The sequence below is a fragment of the Mycetocola sp. Y444 genome (genome assembly GCF_059445295.1).
This window is the reverse complement of the sequence record NZ_JCAIUB010000003.1, coordinates 373712-389569: the sequence shown is the minus strand read 5'-3', so window position 1 is coordinate 389569 and position 15858 is coordinate 373712. Positions and strand designations below refer to the sequence as shown.

Below are 15858 nucleotides of genomic sequence, written 5' to 3'. Positions count from 1 at the left end.
GTTTATTCGATGGTGCGCAGTGCGGTCAGAACGTGAGGCGCTGCGACGCACCTCACCCCCTTAACGGGCCGTGAGTGCCGGGGGCAGCAAGGCGTCGTGGGCGTCGAAGAGTTCTTCGGTCATTGAACGGATGTCGTCAAGCGTGAGGATTGCACTGGTGAGCGGGTCGACGGCGACCGCGTGAAAGACGCGCTCCCTGTTGCCGGTGAGCGCGGCCAGAACGGCGAGCGTCTGCAGGTTGATGTTGGTGCGGTTGAGCGCCGCCAGCTGGGGCGGGAGCGCGCCGATCGTGACCGGTTGCACGCCGTTTTTGTCGACGAGGCAGGGCACCTCGACGCAGGCATCAGCCGGGAGATTGGAGATGAGGCCGTCGTTGGGAACGTTGCCGTAGATCACGCTCGGCACGCCGGTGATGATCGAGTTGATGATGCTCGCGCCGTATTCGACCGACGGTTCGAGGTTGCTCTTGAGCTTCTCGAGCTGCTGCTCGATATCACCGGACAGGTCGTGGGCGACACAGATCTCGTAGTAATCCCACCGCTCAGGAATGTACTCGAGCACCGTCGCAGGATCCTTCCGGAAGTACGGCAGGTACTCGGATGCGTGGTGGCTCGATTCGGTCTGGAAGTAACCGAACGTGTTCATGATGGCCGTGCGGACCTGCTCGTTTCCACCCTCGTAGTTGCTCGCTGCCACGGCCGCTTCACTGTGGTCACCGTCGTCATCGACGAGCTCCGCCGCACCGCGCCCGCGCTGGTGGAGTGCGGTCATCGTCTCGCGCAATCGCGGGTAGAGGTCATCGCAGCCGTGCTCGAAACGGAGGATCCAGGCCTGATGGTTGATGCCGGCGCACACGTAATTGACCTCGTCGTACGGAACACCGAGCGTTCGCGCCAGCATCCGTGTTGTGCCCTGCACGCTGTGGCAGAGGCCGACCGTCCGGAGCCCCTTGGCGTTGAGGAACGCGGTGGCCATGGCCATCGGGTTCGCGTAGTTGATGAACTGCGCGTCTGGACAGAGTTCGAGCGCGTCGGCAGCGATGACCTCGTATGCCGGAACCGAGCGGAGGAAACGAAACACCCCGCCAGGTCCGACCGTGTCGCCGACCGTCTGGTCCACGCCGTACTTGCGCGGAATCGCAACGTCGTGGCGGTAGGAGTCGATTCCGCCAACCTGGAAGGTGATGATGACGAAGTCGGCGTCGCGGAGCGCCTCCCGACGATCGGTCGTCTCGATGATCGTGGTGTCGAGGCCGTGGTGGGCGACCAACTCGCGCGCCGCCGTTGCCGTACGGGCGACCCGCTCGGCATCGAGATCCATCAGGCAGAGCGTGCTCGACTGCAGCGCTGGAAAGCTGATGAGGTCGCCGATGAGGCGAAACGGGAAGACAAAGCCTCCCGCGCCGATGATGGCGATCTTGGGAGGTCGCGTTGGCGAGTGCATGCCCCAACGCTAGAAGGGCCGAGTGGTCCGGCGCCTCCGCCGTGGGGTCGACTTTGTCCAGAATCCTCAGGTCGTGTCCTAGCCTGTAGGCATGTCCATTGTTGTGCATGCCCCGTCCGTTCGTTCCTCCGCCGTCGATGTCGTCAACCCAGCGATTTGGAGTCGCCGCGGTGAAGTGCTGCCGATGAACCGGTCCCATCAGCACGACGATCTGGAACTCAACTTCGTACTCAGCGGGCAGCTCGACTACCTCTTCGGAGGTGAGCGCATCAGCATCCCCGCCGGGCATGTGGCGCTGTTCTGGGGTGCCGTTCCGCACCAAACAATCCAGACTCCCGAGGACGATCCGGTCGACAGCTGCTGGCTGCACATTCCGTTGAGCACCGTGCTCCACTGGGGGCTCGCGGCCCGCGATCTCCATAATGTGCTCCAGGGCAGACCGGTGATCGTCCCCATTGCGGCAGCCGGTCACGACGTCGAGTCGATGTTCATGTGCTGGCTGCGGGAGCTGGACGAGGAGGAGGGCGCGGCGACCGCGCTCATCGAGGCACACGCACTGGTGCGACGCCTGCTCGGCTATCACCGGCGATCCACTGAACAGGATTCGACGATGGCCCTCGCGAGACCGGGCGCCTCAGAATCGATGCAGCGGGTGATCGCGATGACGCAGTTCATCATGGCGCACTTTCGAGAGCCGATCAGCACAGCTGACGTGGCAGAAGCTGCGCACCTCAACACCCATTACGCGATGTCCTTGTTTCGGCGATCGGTCGGAACAACGCTCGGCGAATACCTGACCCGCTGCCGGGTCTCGGAGGCGCAACGCCTGCTGGTCACCACAACGCTGAGCGCGAGCGAGATCGCGCACGCGGCGGGCTTCGGATCGCAGAGCAGCTTCTACGCTCACTTCGTGAAATTGTGCGAGGTTTCGCCGGGTGAATACCGCGCCCGCAACTGCTGAGGGACGACATCCGGCGTAAGACGGCGACACATCGATTGCGGGCTGCCGATCATCTCCGTACCGTGGCTGTCTACCGCGGCGTACCCAAGTGGTCAAAGGGAACGGTCTCATAGCCCGTCAATTCGCAAGTTCGAATCTTGCCGTCGCGTCTGAGAATAAGCTCGCGCTCAGCGCACGGGTGATCAGCGCACCGATGAGCCTGTCACAGCCCCACTACGATGACTTGGGCAACCACGTTCGATGATCCACCCGAGAGAATTTTGATGCCCCACACGATTCGCCTCGTCGCCGCCGCATTCACCACCCTCGCCATGGGCGTCCTCGTCGGATGCGCGGCCGAACCGGCTCCCGCAAAAACACCATCGGCAACGGCAACCCCCACCCCCACGACGCCGTCAGCAGACGAGGAGTTCGTCGAACTCGAGCAGAAGTTCGATGCCCGCCTCGGCGTCTACGCCCTCGACACGGGAACCGGCCTGGCATTGGAGTACCGAAGCGACGAGCGGTTCGCCTACGCCTCCACCATCAAGGTGTTCGCGTCGGCCGTACTGCTCGACCAGACCAGCGATGACGAACTCGACACTCTCGTGACCTACGACGAGTCCGACCTGCTCGACTACGCACCCATCACCGAGCAACACGTCGACACCGGGATGACGCTCCGCGAACTGGGCGACGCCGCCGTTCGATACAGCGACAACACGGCAGCGAACCTCATCTTCGAGCAGATCGGCGGTCCGGCCGGGCTCGCGACCGCACTCGCAGCGATGGGCGACGACGTCACCCAGGTGGACCGCACCGAGCCGGAGCTCAACGAAGCGATCCCCGGTGACCCGCGCGATACGACCACCCCTGAAGCATTTGCGACCACGCTCGACGCGCTCGTCCTCGGTGACGCCCTCGAAGCATCCGATCGAGAGATCCTGACCGAATGGCTCGTGGGCAACACCACCGGCGACAAGCTGATCCGGGCGGGCGTGCCGACGGAGTGGACGGTCGGCGACAAGACCGGCTCGGCGGGCTACGGAACCCGAAACGACGCCGCGGTGATCTGGCCAACCGAGGGCGATCCGATCGTGCTCACGGTTCTGTCGAGCCGCTCAGAAGCCGACGCCGACTACGACGACACGCTGATCGCCGAGGCGACCGCGGTTGCGATCGAGGCGCTGCAGCGCTGAAGTTCGTTCGTCAGAAGGTGACGCTCAGCGGGAGCTCGCCGCACGCCTGCCTTGCGCCACCCGAAGCACTTCGACCCCCAGGACCGACCGGAACGACCACGAGTCGGACACGTGACGCGCAGCACCATCGAGCGCACGCAGCGCGGCATCGGCGTGCCCATCCGCCTGAAGTCTCTCGGCCTCCTGCAGCAGACGGATCACGGATCGAAGCGACCCATCGGCCGCACCGGTATCGCGCTGTGGCGACGGGAGGGTGAGCTCCTCCGCGAGCGCCCCCAGCAGAGCGCCAGTTTGTTCAGCCATTCGCTCCACCCTTGGTCGGTCGCTTTCGTCAGAAATCCTAGGGGAGCAATGCTCGCCTCAACGACCCAGGTACGGCACTGGGCACCTCTCCCCTCGCCGATCACAACCGCGGTGGGGCAGACTCTCGGTATGACGAACCTCCCGCCGAGTCCCTATCGTCCCGCGGATTCCGCGCCGCAGAACCCACCGATCTACGCCCCCGCACCGGATGCCGGGCAGCAGCAAAGCCCGTACGGGTACCCCGCCGCCTTCACAGCACCCGGAACGCCAGCACCGAATCGGGGCAAACCAGGACTCGCCGCCCTGGTGATCGGAATCGCGTCAGTGGTGACCGCGTTCATCCCGATCGTCAACTTCCTGTCCTTCCTGCTCGGCATCACCGGCATCATCTGCGGAATCGTCGGACTCCGGCGCGCCCAACCCGAACGGCGCCAGGCCGTGTGGGGGACGGCGCTCTCGGCGGTGTCGATCGCCCTCGCGGTTCTCATGATCGTTGTGTACACGTTCGGGTTCATCTCGTATGTCGGCAGCGAACTGGACAAGTCGTACAACAACGATTCGAGTTCAAGCGAGGTGGCAACACCGCCGCCGGTCGATTCACTCGCGCTCGGCACCCCGATCACACTCATCGACCTCGCGGGTCAGCCGGCCTACGAGGCGACGCTGTCGGCATCCGTTCTCAACGCGAACGACCAGGTGCTCGCGGTCGCGAGCAACACCGAACCGCCCGCGGGGATGAAATGGGCGATGGTGACCGTCGATGTGACAGCGCTGTCGAGCGTGCACGTCTCCCCCGCGATGGATATCGCTGTCGGGTACGTCACGTCGAACGGTTACGAATTCAGCCCGCTTGACCTGTATGCGCTCGCCCCCGAGCCGAGGATCGAGCTGCTCACTGACCTCGCCGAGGGCGAGAGCGGAACCGGGAACGTCGTGATCGCCGTCCCGGACGACAATTCTCTGGGCGGATACTGGACGCTGTCGTACACCTACGACGACGCCGTCACCGACCCGTTCTACTTCGCGGTCGAGTAGCCCGCCCGGGCGTTCGCCTGCACGGTGCGCCGGTTACAGCCCTCCGAATAAAACGATGGCGGATGCCGTCACCCCCTGCCTATGATCGACCGGATGAATAATCCTCAAGTGCCATCGACCACTCCGGTGACCGAACAGGACATCGGCAACCTCGCCCCGCAGCTCGCCAACTACCGCTCGTACTGGCTCGGCTGGGGTGCCGAAAGCACCCGCGACGACTCCGTCACCTGGACCCGCAGTGGCATCGCGCACCCGCGACTCAACGCCGTCCTTCGGGCGCAGGACAGCGACACCGAGTCCACTCTCGCCGCGGCCGCGGAACACTTCGCCGGCGTGCCCTGGTTGTGGGAGATCGGCGACGACACCGACCCGGCGATCGAGCAGCACCTGCAGGAGCGTGGCCTCCGACAGGTCGGAACGACCCCGGTGATGGCCCTGGAGCTCGACAGCTTCGCCCTCGGCAACATCCCCACCGACCTCACCATCGAACCGGTCAGCCCGAACGCCGACCTGGCCCCATGGGTCGACGGGTACGCCGCTTCCATGGGTGTCACCGCCGCCGCACGCGAGGGCGCGATCCGCGCAGAGGCGCTGAGACCGTCCGACGGTTCGCTTGAGCGCTTCGTCGGCATCATCGACGGACGCATCGTCGGCACCGCCGAGCTTTTGGTCAGCGACGGCGTCGCCGGCATCTACCTCGTGGCAACGGATGCCGCCTTCCGCGGCCGCGGAATCGCCACGGCCCTCACCGGATGGGCACTGCGAGCCGCTCAAGAGAAGGGACTCCGCGTCGCTACCCTTCAGGCGAGCACCCTCGGGCAACCCGTCTACGAACGCATGGGCTTCACGGTGATCAGCCACCTGCGTTCGTTCAGGGTGTGACCGAGAATGGTTCTCTTCGCCCTGGCACTCGGGTCGGTGCTGCTGCTCATCGGCACGGTGATCCAGATGGTCAACTCGCTTCAGAACGGCATCCGCTCGCTTGAGAACTCCCAGTCGGACCTCAGCCGGGTCTCCTCGGATGGCCGCAGCCGCACGTATTACGCGGTTCCGCGCTGGCGAATCCGTAAGCGCCGAACGCTCCTGAAGCAGTTGATCCGCGAATCGGGTGACCCGCTCTCTCCGGCCGAGCAGTGGACCTTGCAGTCGTTCGACCGCCAGGCGCTGGGCTGGGCATTCCTCGTCGTTGGCTCGCTCGTCGTATTCATCGCTTCCGCCGTGGAGTGGGCACAGACCCTCGGCGTCGGCGGCTGACTTACACCGCGAAGTTCAGCGCTGGGACCTTCCGCGCCGGCCCCGTCAGCGATCCCTCGCGCGGCGCTTTTCCAGCACACCCGCGAACAGGATCGCGACGATACCGGCGGCCGGCGCAACGAGCAGCCCGGCGCGAAGGCTTTCATTCTCGGCGATGAAACCGACGAACGGCGGCGACAGCAGGAAGCCGACGCGGAGCAGCCACGACACGATCGTGAGAGCCATGCCCGCGCGGATGCCGGGGAGTTCGTCGGCGGCGTGCATCGCAGCGGGGATCAACGTGGCGGTGCCGAATCCGGCGGCGGCGAAGCCGAGGATGGTGCCGGGCACACTCGGAAACGCGAGAGCCAGGCCCATGCCGACCGCGGTGATGAGCCCGCCGACACGGGCGACGGCCCGCTGACCGAACCTGTCCACCATCCCGTCGCCGATGATCCGCCCGATGAACTGCGCACCGACGAGTGCAATGAAGCCGAGCGGAGCAACCGCAGCGGCGGCACCGAGCGAGTCGGCGAGGTACAGGGTCGCCCAGGTGTTGCCCGCATCCTCGGCGACGGCTCCCGCCATGGCGACCAGGGTCAGCATGGCGAGCACGGCGACGGTGCGGCCGGAGACGCGTTGACGCCCGGCGGCCGGGGCTCCCAACCTTTCGGCCGACCCTGACTCGTCAAGCTCGTCGAGCTCGTCGTCACGACCGGGGAGGCAGAATCGGCGTGCGGTGAGCGCGACCGCCGCGAAGAGTGCCGTGGAGACGGTGAGGTGAACGCCCACCGGGATGCCGAGCGCGATGGCGACCGCGGCCATCACGCCACCGAGCACCGCGCCGATCGACCAGATCGCGTGGAACGCATTGATGATCGAGCGGCCGTACCGACGCTGGACGCGGAGTCCGTGAGCGTTCTGCGCGACGTCGGTGATGGCATCCGATGCTCCACCGACGAACAGCGCAAGGCCAAACAGAATGACCGTCGGCGAAAGACCGGCAAAAAGCAGGCTGATGCCGGTGAGAACCGTGCCCGCCACGGCGACCCGGGCGGAGCCGAGTCGGCGGATGAGCACCGCCGCTGCCAGCCCGGCGACGATCGCTCCGGCGGGGTACGCCGCAACCGCGAGACCATAGGCGGCGTTATCGAGCCCCAGCTCTGACTTAATTTCGGGATACCGCGGCAGGATGTTGGCGAAGAGCGCGCCATTGGTGAGGAAGAGCGCCGAGACGGCCCAGCGCGCACGGCGTGCGGCGATGCCCGGTTCGAGGCGAGCGTCGGTCGTTGATGTCATCGGCACGGTCGCAGCCGCGCCGGGCAGGCCCGTTCAGCCAACAGTCGCGTCGAGGGTGACGGGGATGTTGCCGCGGGTCGCGTTGGAGTAGGGGCAGATGGCGTGAGCGGCCTCGACGAGAGAGTCTGCTGTGGCCTGGTCGACACCGCCGAGCTCAATGTGAAGCGCGGCTGAGAGGCTGAATCCGCCGCCGTCCGTGGGCTGTAGTCCCACTTCGGCGATAACGGCCGAGTCGGTGAACGTGATCTTCCGGCTCGCCGCCGCGGACTTCAGCGCGGAGTGGAAGCACGACGCCCATCCGGCAGCGAAGAGCTGCTCGGGGTTCGTTGCCCCACCAGGTCCACCCATTTCGGTCGGGATGGCGAGGGTCACGTCGAGGAGTCCGTCGCTCGAGACGGTGTGCCCGCCGGCGCGGCCGTCTCCGGTCGAGGTAGCGACGGCGGTGTAGATGGGGTCTGCCATAGAGATGTTCTCCTTCTGGTCGTTGAAGAGTCTGACCAGTATTCCGTATCCACCCCCACGACTGATGCGCTGAGGCGGCTGGCAGGGACGATCCGCGCCGCTGCGGTCACAGAGCTGCGGCCATCGATAGGATCTTCAGCGTCTGCACCTGCTCGGTGCCCTTATTTCCGAGCAGCCCCACTGCCTTACTGCCCCGAAGGACAACGATGACCACCTCCACGTTCCAGTACGCGCCCCGCTTTTTCGTCAAGCAGCGCCTCACCATGATGGTGAACCGCTACGAGATCGTGGAGGCCAACCCCGACGGGTCCGAGGGCCGGATCTTCGCGATCGCGCAGCAGAAGCGGATGGCGATGAAGGAGCAGGTCACGTTCTACGCCGATGAGGCGAAGACGATGCCGCTGTTCGGCTTCAAGGCACGCCAGGCGATCGACGTTGCCGCGTCGTACGACGTCACCGCCGCTGACGGCACGATCATCGGATCGTTCCAGAAGGACTTCGCCCAGAGCCTCTTGCGGACGTCGTTCCACCTGCGCGGAGCGGGCCTTGAAGCATACGGCCAGGAACGCAACCAGACCCTCGCGATCCTCCGCCGGTTCATCAACCTTCCGCTGGCACTGCACTTCGACTTCATCGACCGCGCCACCGGCGCACCGGTCATGACGAGTGAGCGCCAGTTCAGCATGCGCGACAAATACACGGTCACCGTTCCCGACCAGCGGGTCGACTTCCGTCTGGCCGCGGCGATGGCTGTTGGTCTTGACGCTCTGATGCAGCGCTAGCTTTCTTGCCGCTCTGCCGCAGCATCCGTTTTCTCCACAGAATCCGGATGATGCGGCAGACTCGACGCATGACGAGCCTCCCGCCGAGTTCTTCCGGTCCAGCGGACTCCGGTCCGCCCAGCACGCAACCGCAGTACCCGGCGCCGCAGCCGCCGTACGACGCGGTGCAGTATTACCCGCAGGAGCAGCTGCCGTACGGTTACACAGCGGTCGGCCCGGCGGCACCGAAGAGCGGCAACGGGCCAGGACTCGCGGCGCTGATCATCGGCATCGCCTCGGTCGTCGCGGCGTTCATTCCGCTCGTCAACGTCTTTTCCTTCCTGCTCGGACCCGCGGGGCTCGTCGTCGGCATCGTTGGGCTGGTGCTCGTTGACCGGCCGCGCGGCCAGGCGATCTGGGGCACCGTGCTCTCCGTGGTCTCGATGGGTATCGCGTTTGTGACGTTCTTCCTCTACACGTTCGGCTTCATTGCCGCGATGTTCGGCGTGATCGACGAGACCACGCGGAGCGCGCCGTACACGATCGATTCATCCGCTGCACCGGGCGCACTTCTCCCCGTCAATGCGGTGTCGCTCAGCACGGGTGGGTAGATTTCTCCTCGCCCTGACGACGCCACATAGGGCATACTCGGCGCATGACGAACCCAACGCCGAGCCCTGACGGACCCGCCGCTTCCGGTCCGCCCAGCCCCTATCGCGCCGCAGATTCTGCGCCGGTCGACCCGCACGCGCCCGAGGCCGTGCCCGCGGAGCCGGCCGGTTACCAGCCGTACTCGCCAGCGGCTCCAAGCCAGTCCGCACAGCTGCCCCCGTACTCCCAGCCGCAGCCCCCGTACACCCAGGCACCGCCGTCACCCGTATATCGCCCGTCCCCGCAACAGCCGCCGTACCCTCAGGCATTCCAGCCACAGCATCCGCAGTTCAGCCAGTACCCCCAGCCGCAGCCGTACAACCAGGCGCAGTACAGCTACCCCCAGCAGCACCCGAATCCGTACGGCCCGGCCCAGACCGCGCCGTTCAACAGCAACGGACCCGGCCTCACCTCGTTCATCATCGGCATCGCCGCGATGCTCATCGCGATCCTGCCCGGGTCGAACTTCGGCGCGTCCCTGCCCGGCATCATCGGCGTCGTCTTCGGAATCATCGGGCTGGTGTTGCCGGGGCGCCCGCGACGGCAGGCGCTGTGGGGCCTTGTGCTCTCGGGCACGTCGATCGTCCTCGGCATGATCATGGCCTTCGTGTACACGTTCGGTTCCGTTCTCACGTTCTCCGGCTCCTCCTTCTAGGTCGCGCCGTCCGTGTGACCTTCAGATACGAACGGATGCCTCGAGTGAGGTATTTACCAAGCCGTTAGGCTGGCCGCATGGCAGTCACGGATGAGGCGATCTCGACGATCAAAGCAATGATCGTGTCAGGCGAACTCAAACCCGGCCAGCGCCTTCCACCGGAAAAGGAACTGAGCGAGCGACTGGGGCTGTCTCGGAATTCGCTCCGCGAGGCAGTGAAGTCACTGGAAGTGATTCGGGTACTCGATGTGCGTCGCGGCGACGGGACATACGTCACCAGCCTCGAGCCGCACCTCCTGCTCGAGGCGATGGCATTCGTCGTTGACCTCCATCAGGATGCTTCGGTGATCGAGATATTCGAAGTGCGGCGCGTCCTCGAGGCTCACGCCGCCGGCCTGGCCGCGGTGCGCATAAGTGACGCGCAGCTCGATGATCTCTCGCAGCTTCTGTCCTCCGTCGATGAGTCGACGAGTCTCGACGATCTCGTCAGTCACGACATCGAATTCCACCGGCAGATCACTGCTGCCAGTGGAAACGCCTATCTGTCGGGCCTGCTCGAAAGCCTCTCGAGTTCGACCATCCGCGCCCGCGTCTGGCGAGGCATCACCGAAGACGCGTCAACGGCCCGCACGCTCTCCGAGCATGGCGCCATCCTCGCCGCCCTCCGCAGCCGAGACCCGGACCTGGCGCGCGCAGCCCTGACCCTGCATGTCGGCGGGATCGAAGCTTGGCTTAAAGGCGCCCTCTAGACGCTCCATGAAGGCCGGAGCGTCCCAGGTCGACGGCTTCGGAAGATTGATCCGATCATTGCGCTGCTGGCACCGCAGCCATGAATCCCGTCGCATGGCGGACTTGCGGCGTGCTAGCGTACTCTCGGGCCGATCAGCTGGCTGTCGAATTGTTTTCAAGGAGGAAAATTTTGAGCAATACATCCGACCTTCTCGCTTCTCGCGAGCGTCGATCGGCCAAGATCGCGGTCATGGCGTTTCCGGTAATCATCGTCATTGCCGGCATCTTCGGCACTCTGGCACCGGATGTGGCGCTCCCTTTGAACCCCCTGGTTCCAACGCTGCTCGGCATCGTCATGTTCACCATGGGTCTCACCCTCACGATTCCCGACCTCAGGATCGTTGCCAAAATGCCCCATGCGGTGTTGATCGGATGCGTCGCCCAATTCCTGATCATGCCGCTCACCGGCTTCGGTATCGCGGTGCTGCTTCAGCTTGACCCGCTGCTCATCGTCGGAATGGTGCTTCTCGGGTCCGCACCCGGTGGAGCATCGTCCAACATCGTTGCCTATCTCGCCAAGGGAAACGTCGCGTTGTCCATCTCGATGACCACCATCTCGACCTTGGTGGCGCCGGTACTGACTCCATTGCTCGTGCTGTGGCTGGCCGGCAGCTACCTGCCCATCGACTTCTGGTCCATGGCGCTGCAGATCCTCCAGATGGTCATCATCCCCGTTGCGCTCGGTCTCGTTGTGCGGCTCCTGGCCAAGAAGCTGGTCGCACAAATTGCGCCGGCCGTTCCGTGGATCTCGGTGGCGGTCCTCTCACTGGTGATCGCGGGCATCATGGCCGGAAGCGCCGAGGTTGTCATGGGCTCTGCGCTCATCGTCATCCTTGCCGTCGTGCTCCACAACGCAGCTGGCTTCGGGCTCGGCTACCTCGCTGCGAAGGCCGGTCGCCTCGGCGCCCGCGAACGTCGCGCCGTCGCCATCGAGGTCGGAATGCAGAACGCCGGACTGGCTGCCGCCCTCGCCAACGCGAACTTCTCCCCGCTCGCCGCCCTGCCAGCTGCTGTCGCAACGATCTGGCACAACGTTGCCGGCGCCATCCTCGCCGCCCTCTTCAATCTGGCAGACACCCGCGCAGAGAAGCGCCGTATCGCCGAAACGGGGACGGCCAGCGCCGAGACGACACCTGTCGCTTCGCCGACAGGCCGGTGACCGGCACAGCCCGTTGACACTGCACCCCCGACTCTGAGAAGGATATGACATGAAGTTCGCGCGAATTGGCCCCTTGGGGGCAGAGGTCCCCTGCGTCGTCGAGGACGGGACGTACTACTCCCTCGCCTCCATCACCGCCGACATCGACGCCGCCTTTTGGACGTCTGACGGACCAGCTCGGGCAGCGCAGGCACTTGCCGCCTCCGCGCTTCTAGAACTGCCGTCGTCCGGCGTCCGGGTTGGCGCAGCCATCGCTCGGCCGTCCTCCGTGTTCTGCATTGGGATGAACTACGCCGCGCACGCGGCAGAGTCGGGTTCAGAGCCGCCAACTGTTCCGATTCTCTTCCACAAGGCACCCAACACCGTCGTCGGCCCGAACGACGCGGTCGCGATTCCGCGCGGGTCGACCAAGACGGACTGGGAGGTCGAACTCGGCGTCGTTATCGGCAAGCGCACCTCATACCTGGATTCACCGGAACAGGCGCGTGACTCGATCGCGGGCTTCGTCACCGTCAACGACCTCTCGGAACGGTCGTTCCAGCTGGAGGTATCGGGCGGTCAGTGGTCGAAAGGTAAGAGCTGCGCCGGGTTCTGCCCGACCGGACCCGTCGTCGTCACGCCCGACGAGTTCGACCCGAGCGATGCCAGGCTGCGCAGCTGGGTGAACGGCGAGCCACGGCAGGATTCGTCGACAGCCGACCTGATCTTCAGCGTCAACGAGATCATCTTCAATCTCAGCCAGTACCTCGTGCTCGAACCCGGTGACCTCATCTGCACCGGGACGCCGGAAGGGGTCGCGCTCTCGGGACGCTTCCCCTACCTCTCCGCCGGAGACGTCGTCGAAATCGAGATCGACGGCCTCGGCCGCCAACGCCAGCAGTTCACGCCGGCACATCAGTAAGGACAAACCATGGAATTTGACGGACTGACAGCCATCGTTACAGGTGGGGCCTCCGGGATCGGTGCCGCCACTGCGGCACTGCTTGTCGAGCGTGGCGCACGAGTGGCCGTGCTGGATCTGACGCCCGAGGCGGCGGGCCCCGGCGTCGTCGCGCTCAGGTGCGACGTGTCCGATGACGAGTCCGTACGATCGGCCGTCGCCGAAGCCGCCGAGCGACTCGGCGGCATCGATATCGTCATCAACAACGCCGGCATCGGGGCGCAAGGCACGATCGAGTCGAACGACGATGACGAATGGCACCGAGTGTTTGATGTCAACGTCGTTGGGTTGGTGCGAGTTTCCCGCGCCGCACTGCCACACCTGCGGCGCTCCAACCATGCCGCCATCGTGAACACCTGTTCCATCGCGGCCACTGCGGGACTGCCCGCCCGCGCACTCTACGGTGCAACCAAGGGCGCGGTGCTCTCTCTCACCCTGAGTATGGCTGCGGACCACCTGGCCGAGGGCATCCGTGTTAACTGCGTGAATCCGGGCACAGCGGACACCCCGTGGATCGGACGACTCCTCGCATCGGCTGCCGATCCCGACGCAGCGCGCTCTGCGCTCGAGGCGCGCCAGCCCCACGGTCGCCTCGTCGCTCCGGAAGAAATCGCAGCCGCAATCGCTTACCTTGCGAGCCCTCTCGCAGGTTCGACGACCGGGGTCTCCCTCGCCGTGGACGGTGGGATGCAGGGGCTACGCCTCCCACGCTAGAGCTTCCGCAAACTGGTGACGAGGCAGTTCTCGGGCTCTGCCTCAACCGGCGCCCGAAGCGGTGTAGGTCTTAGTACCCTCACCACGCCGGGCCGCGAGGGTCACACTCGCGGTATGACAAATCCACCGCCGAGTCCGTACGGTTCCGCGGGCGAAGGAACCAACCAGCAACCGCCGCACCCCGCGCAGCAACCGCCGTACAACGCGTCGCAGTTCTACCCGCAGGAGCAGCCCCACTATGGGTATGCCCCGGTGGGTCAGGGTCCACCGAAACCAGGAAACGGCCCGGGGCTTGCCTCGCTGATCATCGGCATCGTGTCGATCGGAGTGGCGTTCATCCCGTTCGCGAACTTCCTGTCGTTCCTGCTCGGTGTGACCGGGATCGTGCTTGGCATCATTGGCCTGGTGCTCGCCGACCGGCCACGCGGGCAGGCGATCTGGGGAACGGTGCTCTCGTTCGTGTCGCTGGTCCTCGCTGCGGTGATGATCGTCGCGTACACCTTCGGCTTCATCTTTGCCATCGGCGAGGCCGTCGACGAAACCCCGCGCGCCCGCCCCGGGATCACCGCAACACCCGAACCGCGAGCCACCCTGGAGTCGCTCACCCTCGGCTCCCCCGTCGAATTCGTGGACACCGACGGCGAGACCGTGTATCTGGCGACCGTCACGGCATACGACCTCGACGCCACCGATCTCGTGCTCGCCGTCGAAGGTAACCCGGCACCGCCAGAGGGCATGAACTGGGCCATGGTTTCCGTCGCTGCGGCACCGCGCGCCCAGGCTGGTGCCGACCCCGGCACGGAGATCACCGTCGAGTACGTTACAGGCAATGGCAACGAGGTCTACAGTGCCACGGATGAACTCAGCGCCGCACCCGATCCCGACTTTTCGGGCTTCACCGACGTCGACCTCAATGAGACCGTCGTCGGCAATATCGTTATTCCGATTCCCAGCGACGATCCCGGCGAGGGGCTGATCGCACTCAGTTATTCCGGCGCGGAGGGCACTGACGGTCCGTACTACTTCGAGGTCGACTAGCTGCGGCTGACGCAGTGCGCTTCCGGAGGAAGAACCGTGGCTTCATGCGCAATAGCGCGACAGCGCGACAGACGTCACGATTACCGCCCGAAAATAACGGCGACGGCGCGTGGGCGACTCGATGGCCGGTCACCATGGCGAGCCGGCCTCGGCGGCGATCACCGGCCGCGGCGGGTCAGCGCCACTCCGACGAGACACAGGATGCCGCCGACGATTGCGAGCGGCACCGGGAGTTCGCCGAGGAAGACGACCCCCATCAGGATGGCGAGCGGCGGCACGATGTACGTCGAGATCGTGAGCTGCCCAGCCGGCACCCGCGACAGCGCGTACGCCCAGGTGCTGAACGCGATGGCGGTGGGCACGGCGCCGAGGTAGACAACACCGAGGATCGAACTGGTCGGCGCCCGCTGCAGGTCGGCGAGGAGCTGGCCGCTGAACGGCAGACATGCGATGGTGCCGATTGCGCAGCCGAGCCAGGTCACCTGGCCGGCGGGCAGTCGCTTGAGCGCGGGCTTCTGGAACAGCACACCCGCCGCATAGGTGACGGCGGCGAGAAGCGCCCAGAGCACCGCGATGCCGTCGATTCCGCCGTTGGCGTTGCCCGCGCCGACCCCGATCAGGATCACGCCGATGAAGGCAACGCCCGCGCCAATGGCGAGCCACTTCTGTAACCCTTCGCGGAGAAAAAGGCCGGCGCCCAGGGCGACGAGGATCGGCGCGAGGTTGACGATCATCGCCGTCGTGCCGGCGTCGAGCGTCTCCTCGGCCGTGTTGAGCGCGATGTTGTACGCACCGAACCAGGCAACGCCGAAGCCGAGGATGAGCAGCCACTCCCGGCGGGTGGGTGCCACCCATCGGCGTCCGATCAGCAGGAAGCCGAGCAGAACTGTGCCGACCACCAGTCGCAGCAGCGACATTCCGCCCGGGGTGAAGTCCGGTCCGACGCCCCGGATGACGATGAACGCGCTCGCCCAGGCAACAAGTGTCACTGAAATGGCGACGAGCACGAGTGGGCTCAATCGCGTCGGGCGGATGACTATGGGAGGCGTGGTCACGCCCCCAGCGTAGGTGCGGGGTGCGGGCCGCGCAGCCGTCACTGCAACATCTGGCAGAGACCCGCCGGAGGTTGGCCGAGACGGGGCGCGCGACGCGACACGTGCAACGGGAACGACACGACGGGCACCGGCACTTCGGGCGGGAAAACCGCGTGTCTGCCGCCCATACATCGACAAACCCC

Annotated in this window: 18 protein-coding genes and 1 tRNA gene; 14 read left to right on the top strand and 5 right to left on the bottom strand. The window is 65.6% G+C overall.

Translation table 11 applies throughout. The annotated features are described in order from the left end of the window. Positions 1–60: 60 nt before the first annotated feature. Entirely contained in the window at positions 61–1443 is a 1383-nt protein-coding gene (melA, locus tag AC1C2M_RS13350; protein WP_495437015.1) for an alpha-galactosidase, read from the bottom strand. 91 nt (positions 1444–1534) lie between these two features. Here melA and AC1C2M_RS13345 point away from each other — a divergent pair, with 91 nt between their 5' ends. From AC1C2M_RS13345 to bla, 3 genes are all read left to right on the top strand, one after another. Beyond that, positions 1535–2404 (top strand): helix-turn-helix domain-containing protein, encoded by an 870-nt coding sequence (locus tag AC1C2M_RS13345; protein ID WP_495437013.1) that lies wholly within the window; start codon positions 1535–1537, stop codon positions 2402–2404. Positions 2405–2478: 74 nt separating this feature from the next. Beyond that, positions 2479–2553 (top strand) — tRNA-Met (locus tag AC1C2M_RS13340). A gap of 108 nt (positions 2554–2661) precedes the next feature. Then, complete coding sequence (gene bla / locus AC1C2M_RS13335; RefSeq protein WP_495437560.1) at positions 2662–3582, top strand: class A beta-lactamase; 921 nt, start codon at positions 2662–2664, stop codon at positions 3580–3582. Between the two features lie 24 nt (positions 3583–3606). On the opposite strand, the gene AC1C2M_RS13330 is transcribed toward bla, so the two are convergent. Next, entirely contained in the window at positions 3607–3885 is a 279-nt protein-coding gene (locus AC1C2M_RS13330) for a hypothetical protein (protein WP_495437011.1), read from the bottom strand. Between the two features lie 129 nt (positions 3886–4014). Between AC1C2M_RS13330 and AC1C2M_RS13325 the strand changes: the two genes are divergently transcribed. The 3 genes from AC1C2M_RS13325 (at position 4015) to AC1C2M_RS13315 (ending at position 6174) form a co-directional block, all read left to right on the top strand. Then, positions 4015–4920 (top strand): DUF4190 domain-containing protein, encoded by a 906-nt coding sequence (locus tag AC1C2M_RS13325; protein WP_495437009.1) that lies wholly within the window; start codon positions 4015–4017, stop codon positions 4918–4920. A 93-nt stretch (positions 4921–5013) separates the two neighbouring features. Continuing rightward, the gene (locus AC1C2M_RS13320; protein ID WP_495437008.1) at positions 5014–5802 is read left to right on the top strand and encodes a GNAT family N-acetyltransferase; all 789 of its coding nucleotides are present in this window, start codon (positions 5014–5016) and stop codon (positions 5800–5802) included. 6 nt (positions 5803–5808) lie between these two features. After that, entirely contained in the window at positions 5809–6174 is a 366-nt protein-coding gene (locus AC1C2M_RS13315; RefSeq protein WP_495437007.1) for a hypothetical protein, read from the top strand. Positions 6175–6219: 45 nt separating this feature from the next. On the opposite strand, the gene AC1C2M_RS13310 is transcribed toward AC1C2M_RS13315, so the two are convergent. Next, positions 6220–7452, bottom strand: a complete 1233-nt coding sequence (locus tag AC1C2M_RS13310; RefSeq protein WP_495437006.1) for an MFS transporter — start codon at positions 7450–7452, stop codon at positions 6220–6222. A 33-nt stretch (positions 7453–7485) separates the two neighbouring features. Continuing rightward, entirely contained in the window at positions 7486–7914 is a 429-nt protein-coding gene (locus tag AC1C2M_RS13305) for an organic hydroperoxide resistance protein (RefSeq protein ID WP_495437004.1), read from the bottom strand. 206 nt (positions 7915–8120) lie between these two features. On the opposite strand from AC1C2M_RS13305, the gene AC1C2M_RS13300 reads away from it, so the two are divergent. The 8 genes from AC1C2M_RS13300 to AC1C2M_RS13265 all read left to right on the top strand — a co-directional run bounded on the left by AC1C2M_RS13300 (position 8121) and on the right by AC1C2M_RS13265 (position 14621). Then, complete coding sequence (locus AC1C2M_RS13300) at positions 8121–8696, top strand: LURP-one-related family protein (RefSeq protein WP_495433364.1); 576 nt, start codon at positions 8121–8123, stop codon at positions 8694–8696. Between the two features lie 68 nt (positions 8697–8764). After that, positions 8765–9286, top strand: a complete 522-nt coding sequence (locus tag AC1C2M_RS13295; RefSeq protein WP_495437003.1) for a hypothetical protein — start codon at positions 8765–8767, stop codon at positions 9284–9286. Positions 9287–9330: 44 nt separating this feature from the next. After that, positions 9331–9981 carry a DUF4190 domain-containing protein gene (locus AC1C2M_RS13290; RefSeq protein ID WP_495437001.1) on the top strand — a complete coding sequence of 217 codons (651 nt, stop codon included), beginning with the start codon at positions 9331–9333 and terminating at the stop codon, positions 9979–9981. 77 nt (positions 9982–10058) lie between these two features. Then, entirely contained in the window at positions 10059–10730 is a 672-nt protein-coding gene (locus tag AC1C2M_RS13285) for a FadR/GntR family transcriptional regulator (RefSeq protein WP_483406365.1), read from the top strand. A gap of 170 nt (positions 10731–10900) precedes the next feature. Then, positions 10901–11929: a bile acid:sodium symporter family protein gene (locus AC1C2M_RS13280; protein WP_495436999.1), complete on the top strand. Its 1029-nt coding sequence runs from the start codon at positions 10901–10903 to the stop codon at positions 11927–11929. A 49-nt stretch (positions 11930–11978) separates the two neighbouring features. Beyond that, positions 11979–12830, top strand: coding sequence for a fumarylacetoacetate hydrolase family protein (locus AC1C2M_RS13275; protein WP_495436998.1), 852 nt, complete (start codon positions 11979–11981; stop codon positions 12828–12830). A 9-nt stretch (positions 12831–12839) separates the two neighbouring features. Then, positions 12840–13583, top strand: a complete 744-nt coding sequence (locus AC1C2M_RS13270) for an SDR family NAD(P)-dependent oxidoreductase (RefSeq protein WP_495433358.1) — start codon at positions 12840–12842, stop codon at positions 13581–13583. Between the two features lie 114 nt (positions 13584–13697). Beyond that, positions 13698–14621: a DUF4190 domain-containing protein gene (locus AC1C2M_RS13265; protein ID WP_495436996.1), complete on the top strand. Its 924-nt coding sequence runs from the start codon at positions 13698–13700 to the stop codon at positions 14619–14621. Between the two features lie 158 nt (positions 14622–14779). Here the strand turns inward: AC1C2M_RS13265 and AC1C2M_RS13260 are convergent, their stop codons facing one another. Next, positions 14780–15676 carry a DMT family transporter gene (locus tag AC1C2M_RS13260; RefSeq protein WP_495436994.1) on the bottom strand — a complete coding sequence of 299 codons (897 nt, stop codon included), beginning with the start codon at positions 15674–15676 and terminating at the stop codon, positions 14780–14782. Positions 15677–15858 lie beyond the last annotated feature (182 nt).

Coding starts and splice junctions, on each gene's coding strand:
- melA (WP_495437015.1), bottom strand. CDS start 1,443: ATGCACTCGCCAACGCGACCTCCCAAGATCGCCATCATCGGCGCGGGA.
- AC1C2M_RS13345 (WP_495437013.1), top strand. CDS start 1,535: ATGTCCATTGTTGTGCATGCCCCGTCCGTTCGTTCCTCCGCCGTCGAT.
- AC1C2M_RS13330 (WP_495437011.1), bottom strand. CDS start 3,885: ATGGCTGAACAAACTGGCGCTCTGCTGGGGGCGCTCGCGGAGGAGCTC.
- AC1C2M_RS13325 (WP_495437009.1), top strand. CDS start 4,015: ATGACGAACCTCCCGCCGAGTCCCTATCGTCCCGCGGATTCCGCGCCG.
- AC1C2M_RS13320 (WP_495437008.1), top strand. CDS start 5,014: ATGAATAATCCTCAAGTGCCATCGACCACTCCGGTGACCGAACAGGAC.
- AC1C2M_RS13315 (WP_495437007.1), top strand. CDS start 5,809: ATGGTTCTCTTCGCCCTGGCACTCGGGTCGGTGCTGCTGCTCATCGGC.
- AC1C2M_RS13310 (WP_495437006.1), bottom strand. CDS start 7,452: ATGACATCAACGACCGACGCTCGCCTCGAACCGGGCATCGCCGCACGC.
- AC1C2M_RS13305 (WP_495437004.1), bottom strand. CDS start 7,914: ATGGCAGACCCCATCTACACCGCCGTCGCTACCTCGACCGGAGACGGC.
- AC1C2M_RS13300 (WP_495433364.1), top strand. CDS start 8,121: ATGACCACCTCCACGTTCCAGTACGCGCCCCGCTTTTTCGTCAAGCAG.
- AC1C2M_RS13295 (WP_495437003.1), top strand. CDS start 8,765: ATGACGAGCCTCCCGCCGAGTTCTTCCGGTCCAGCGGACTCCGGTCCG.
- AC1C2M_RS13290 (WP_495437001.1), top strand. CDS start 9,331: ATGACGAACCCAACGCCGAGCCCTGACGGACCCGCCGCTTCCGGTCCG.
- AC1C2M_RS13285 (WP_483406365.1), top strand. CDS start 10,059: ATGGCAGTCACGGATGAGGCGATCTCGACGATCAAAGCAATGATCGTG.
- AC1C2M_RS13275 (WP_495436998.1), top strand. CDS start 11,979: ATGAAGTTCGCGCGAATTGGCCCCTTGGGGGCAGAGGTCCCCTGCGTC.
- AC1C2M_RS13270 (WP_495433358.1), top strand. CDS start 12,840: ATGGAATTTGACGGACTGACAGCCATCGTTACAGGTGGGGCCTCCGGG.
- AC1C2M_RS13265 (WP_495436996.1), top strand. CDS start 13,698: ATGACAAATCCACCGCCGAGTCCGTACGGTTCCGCGGGCGAAGGAACC.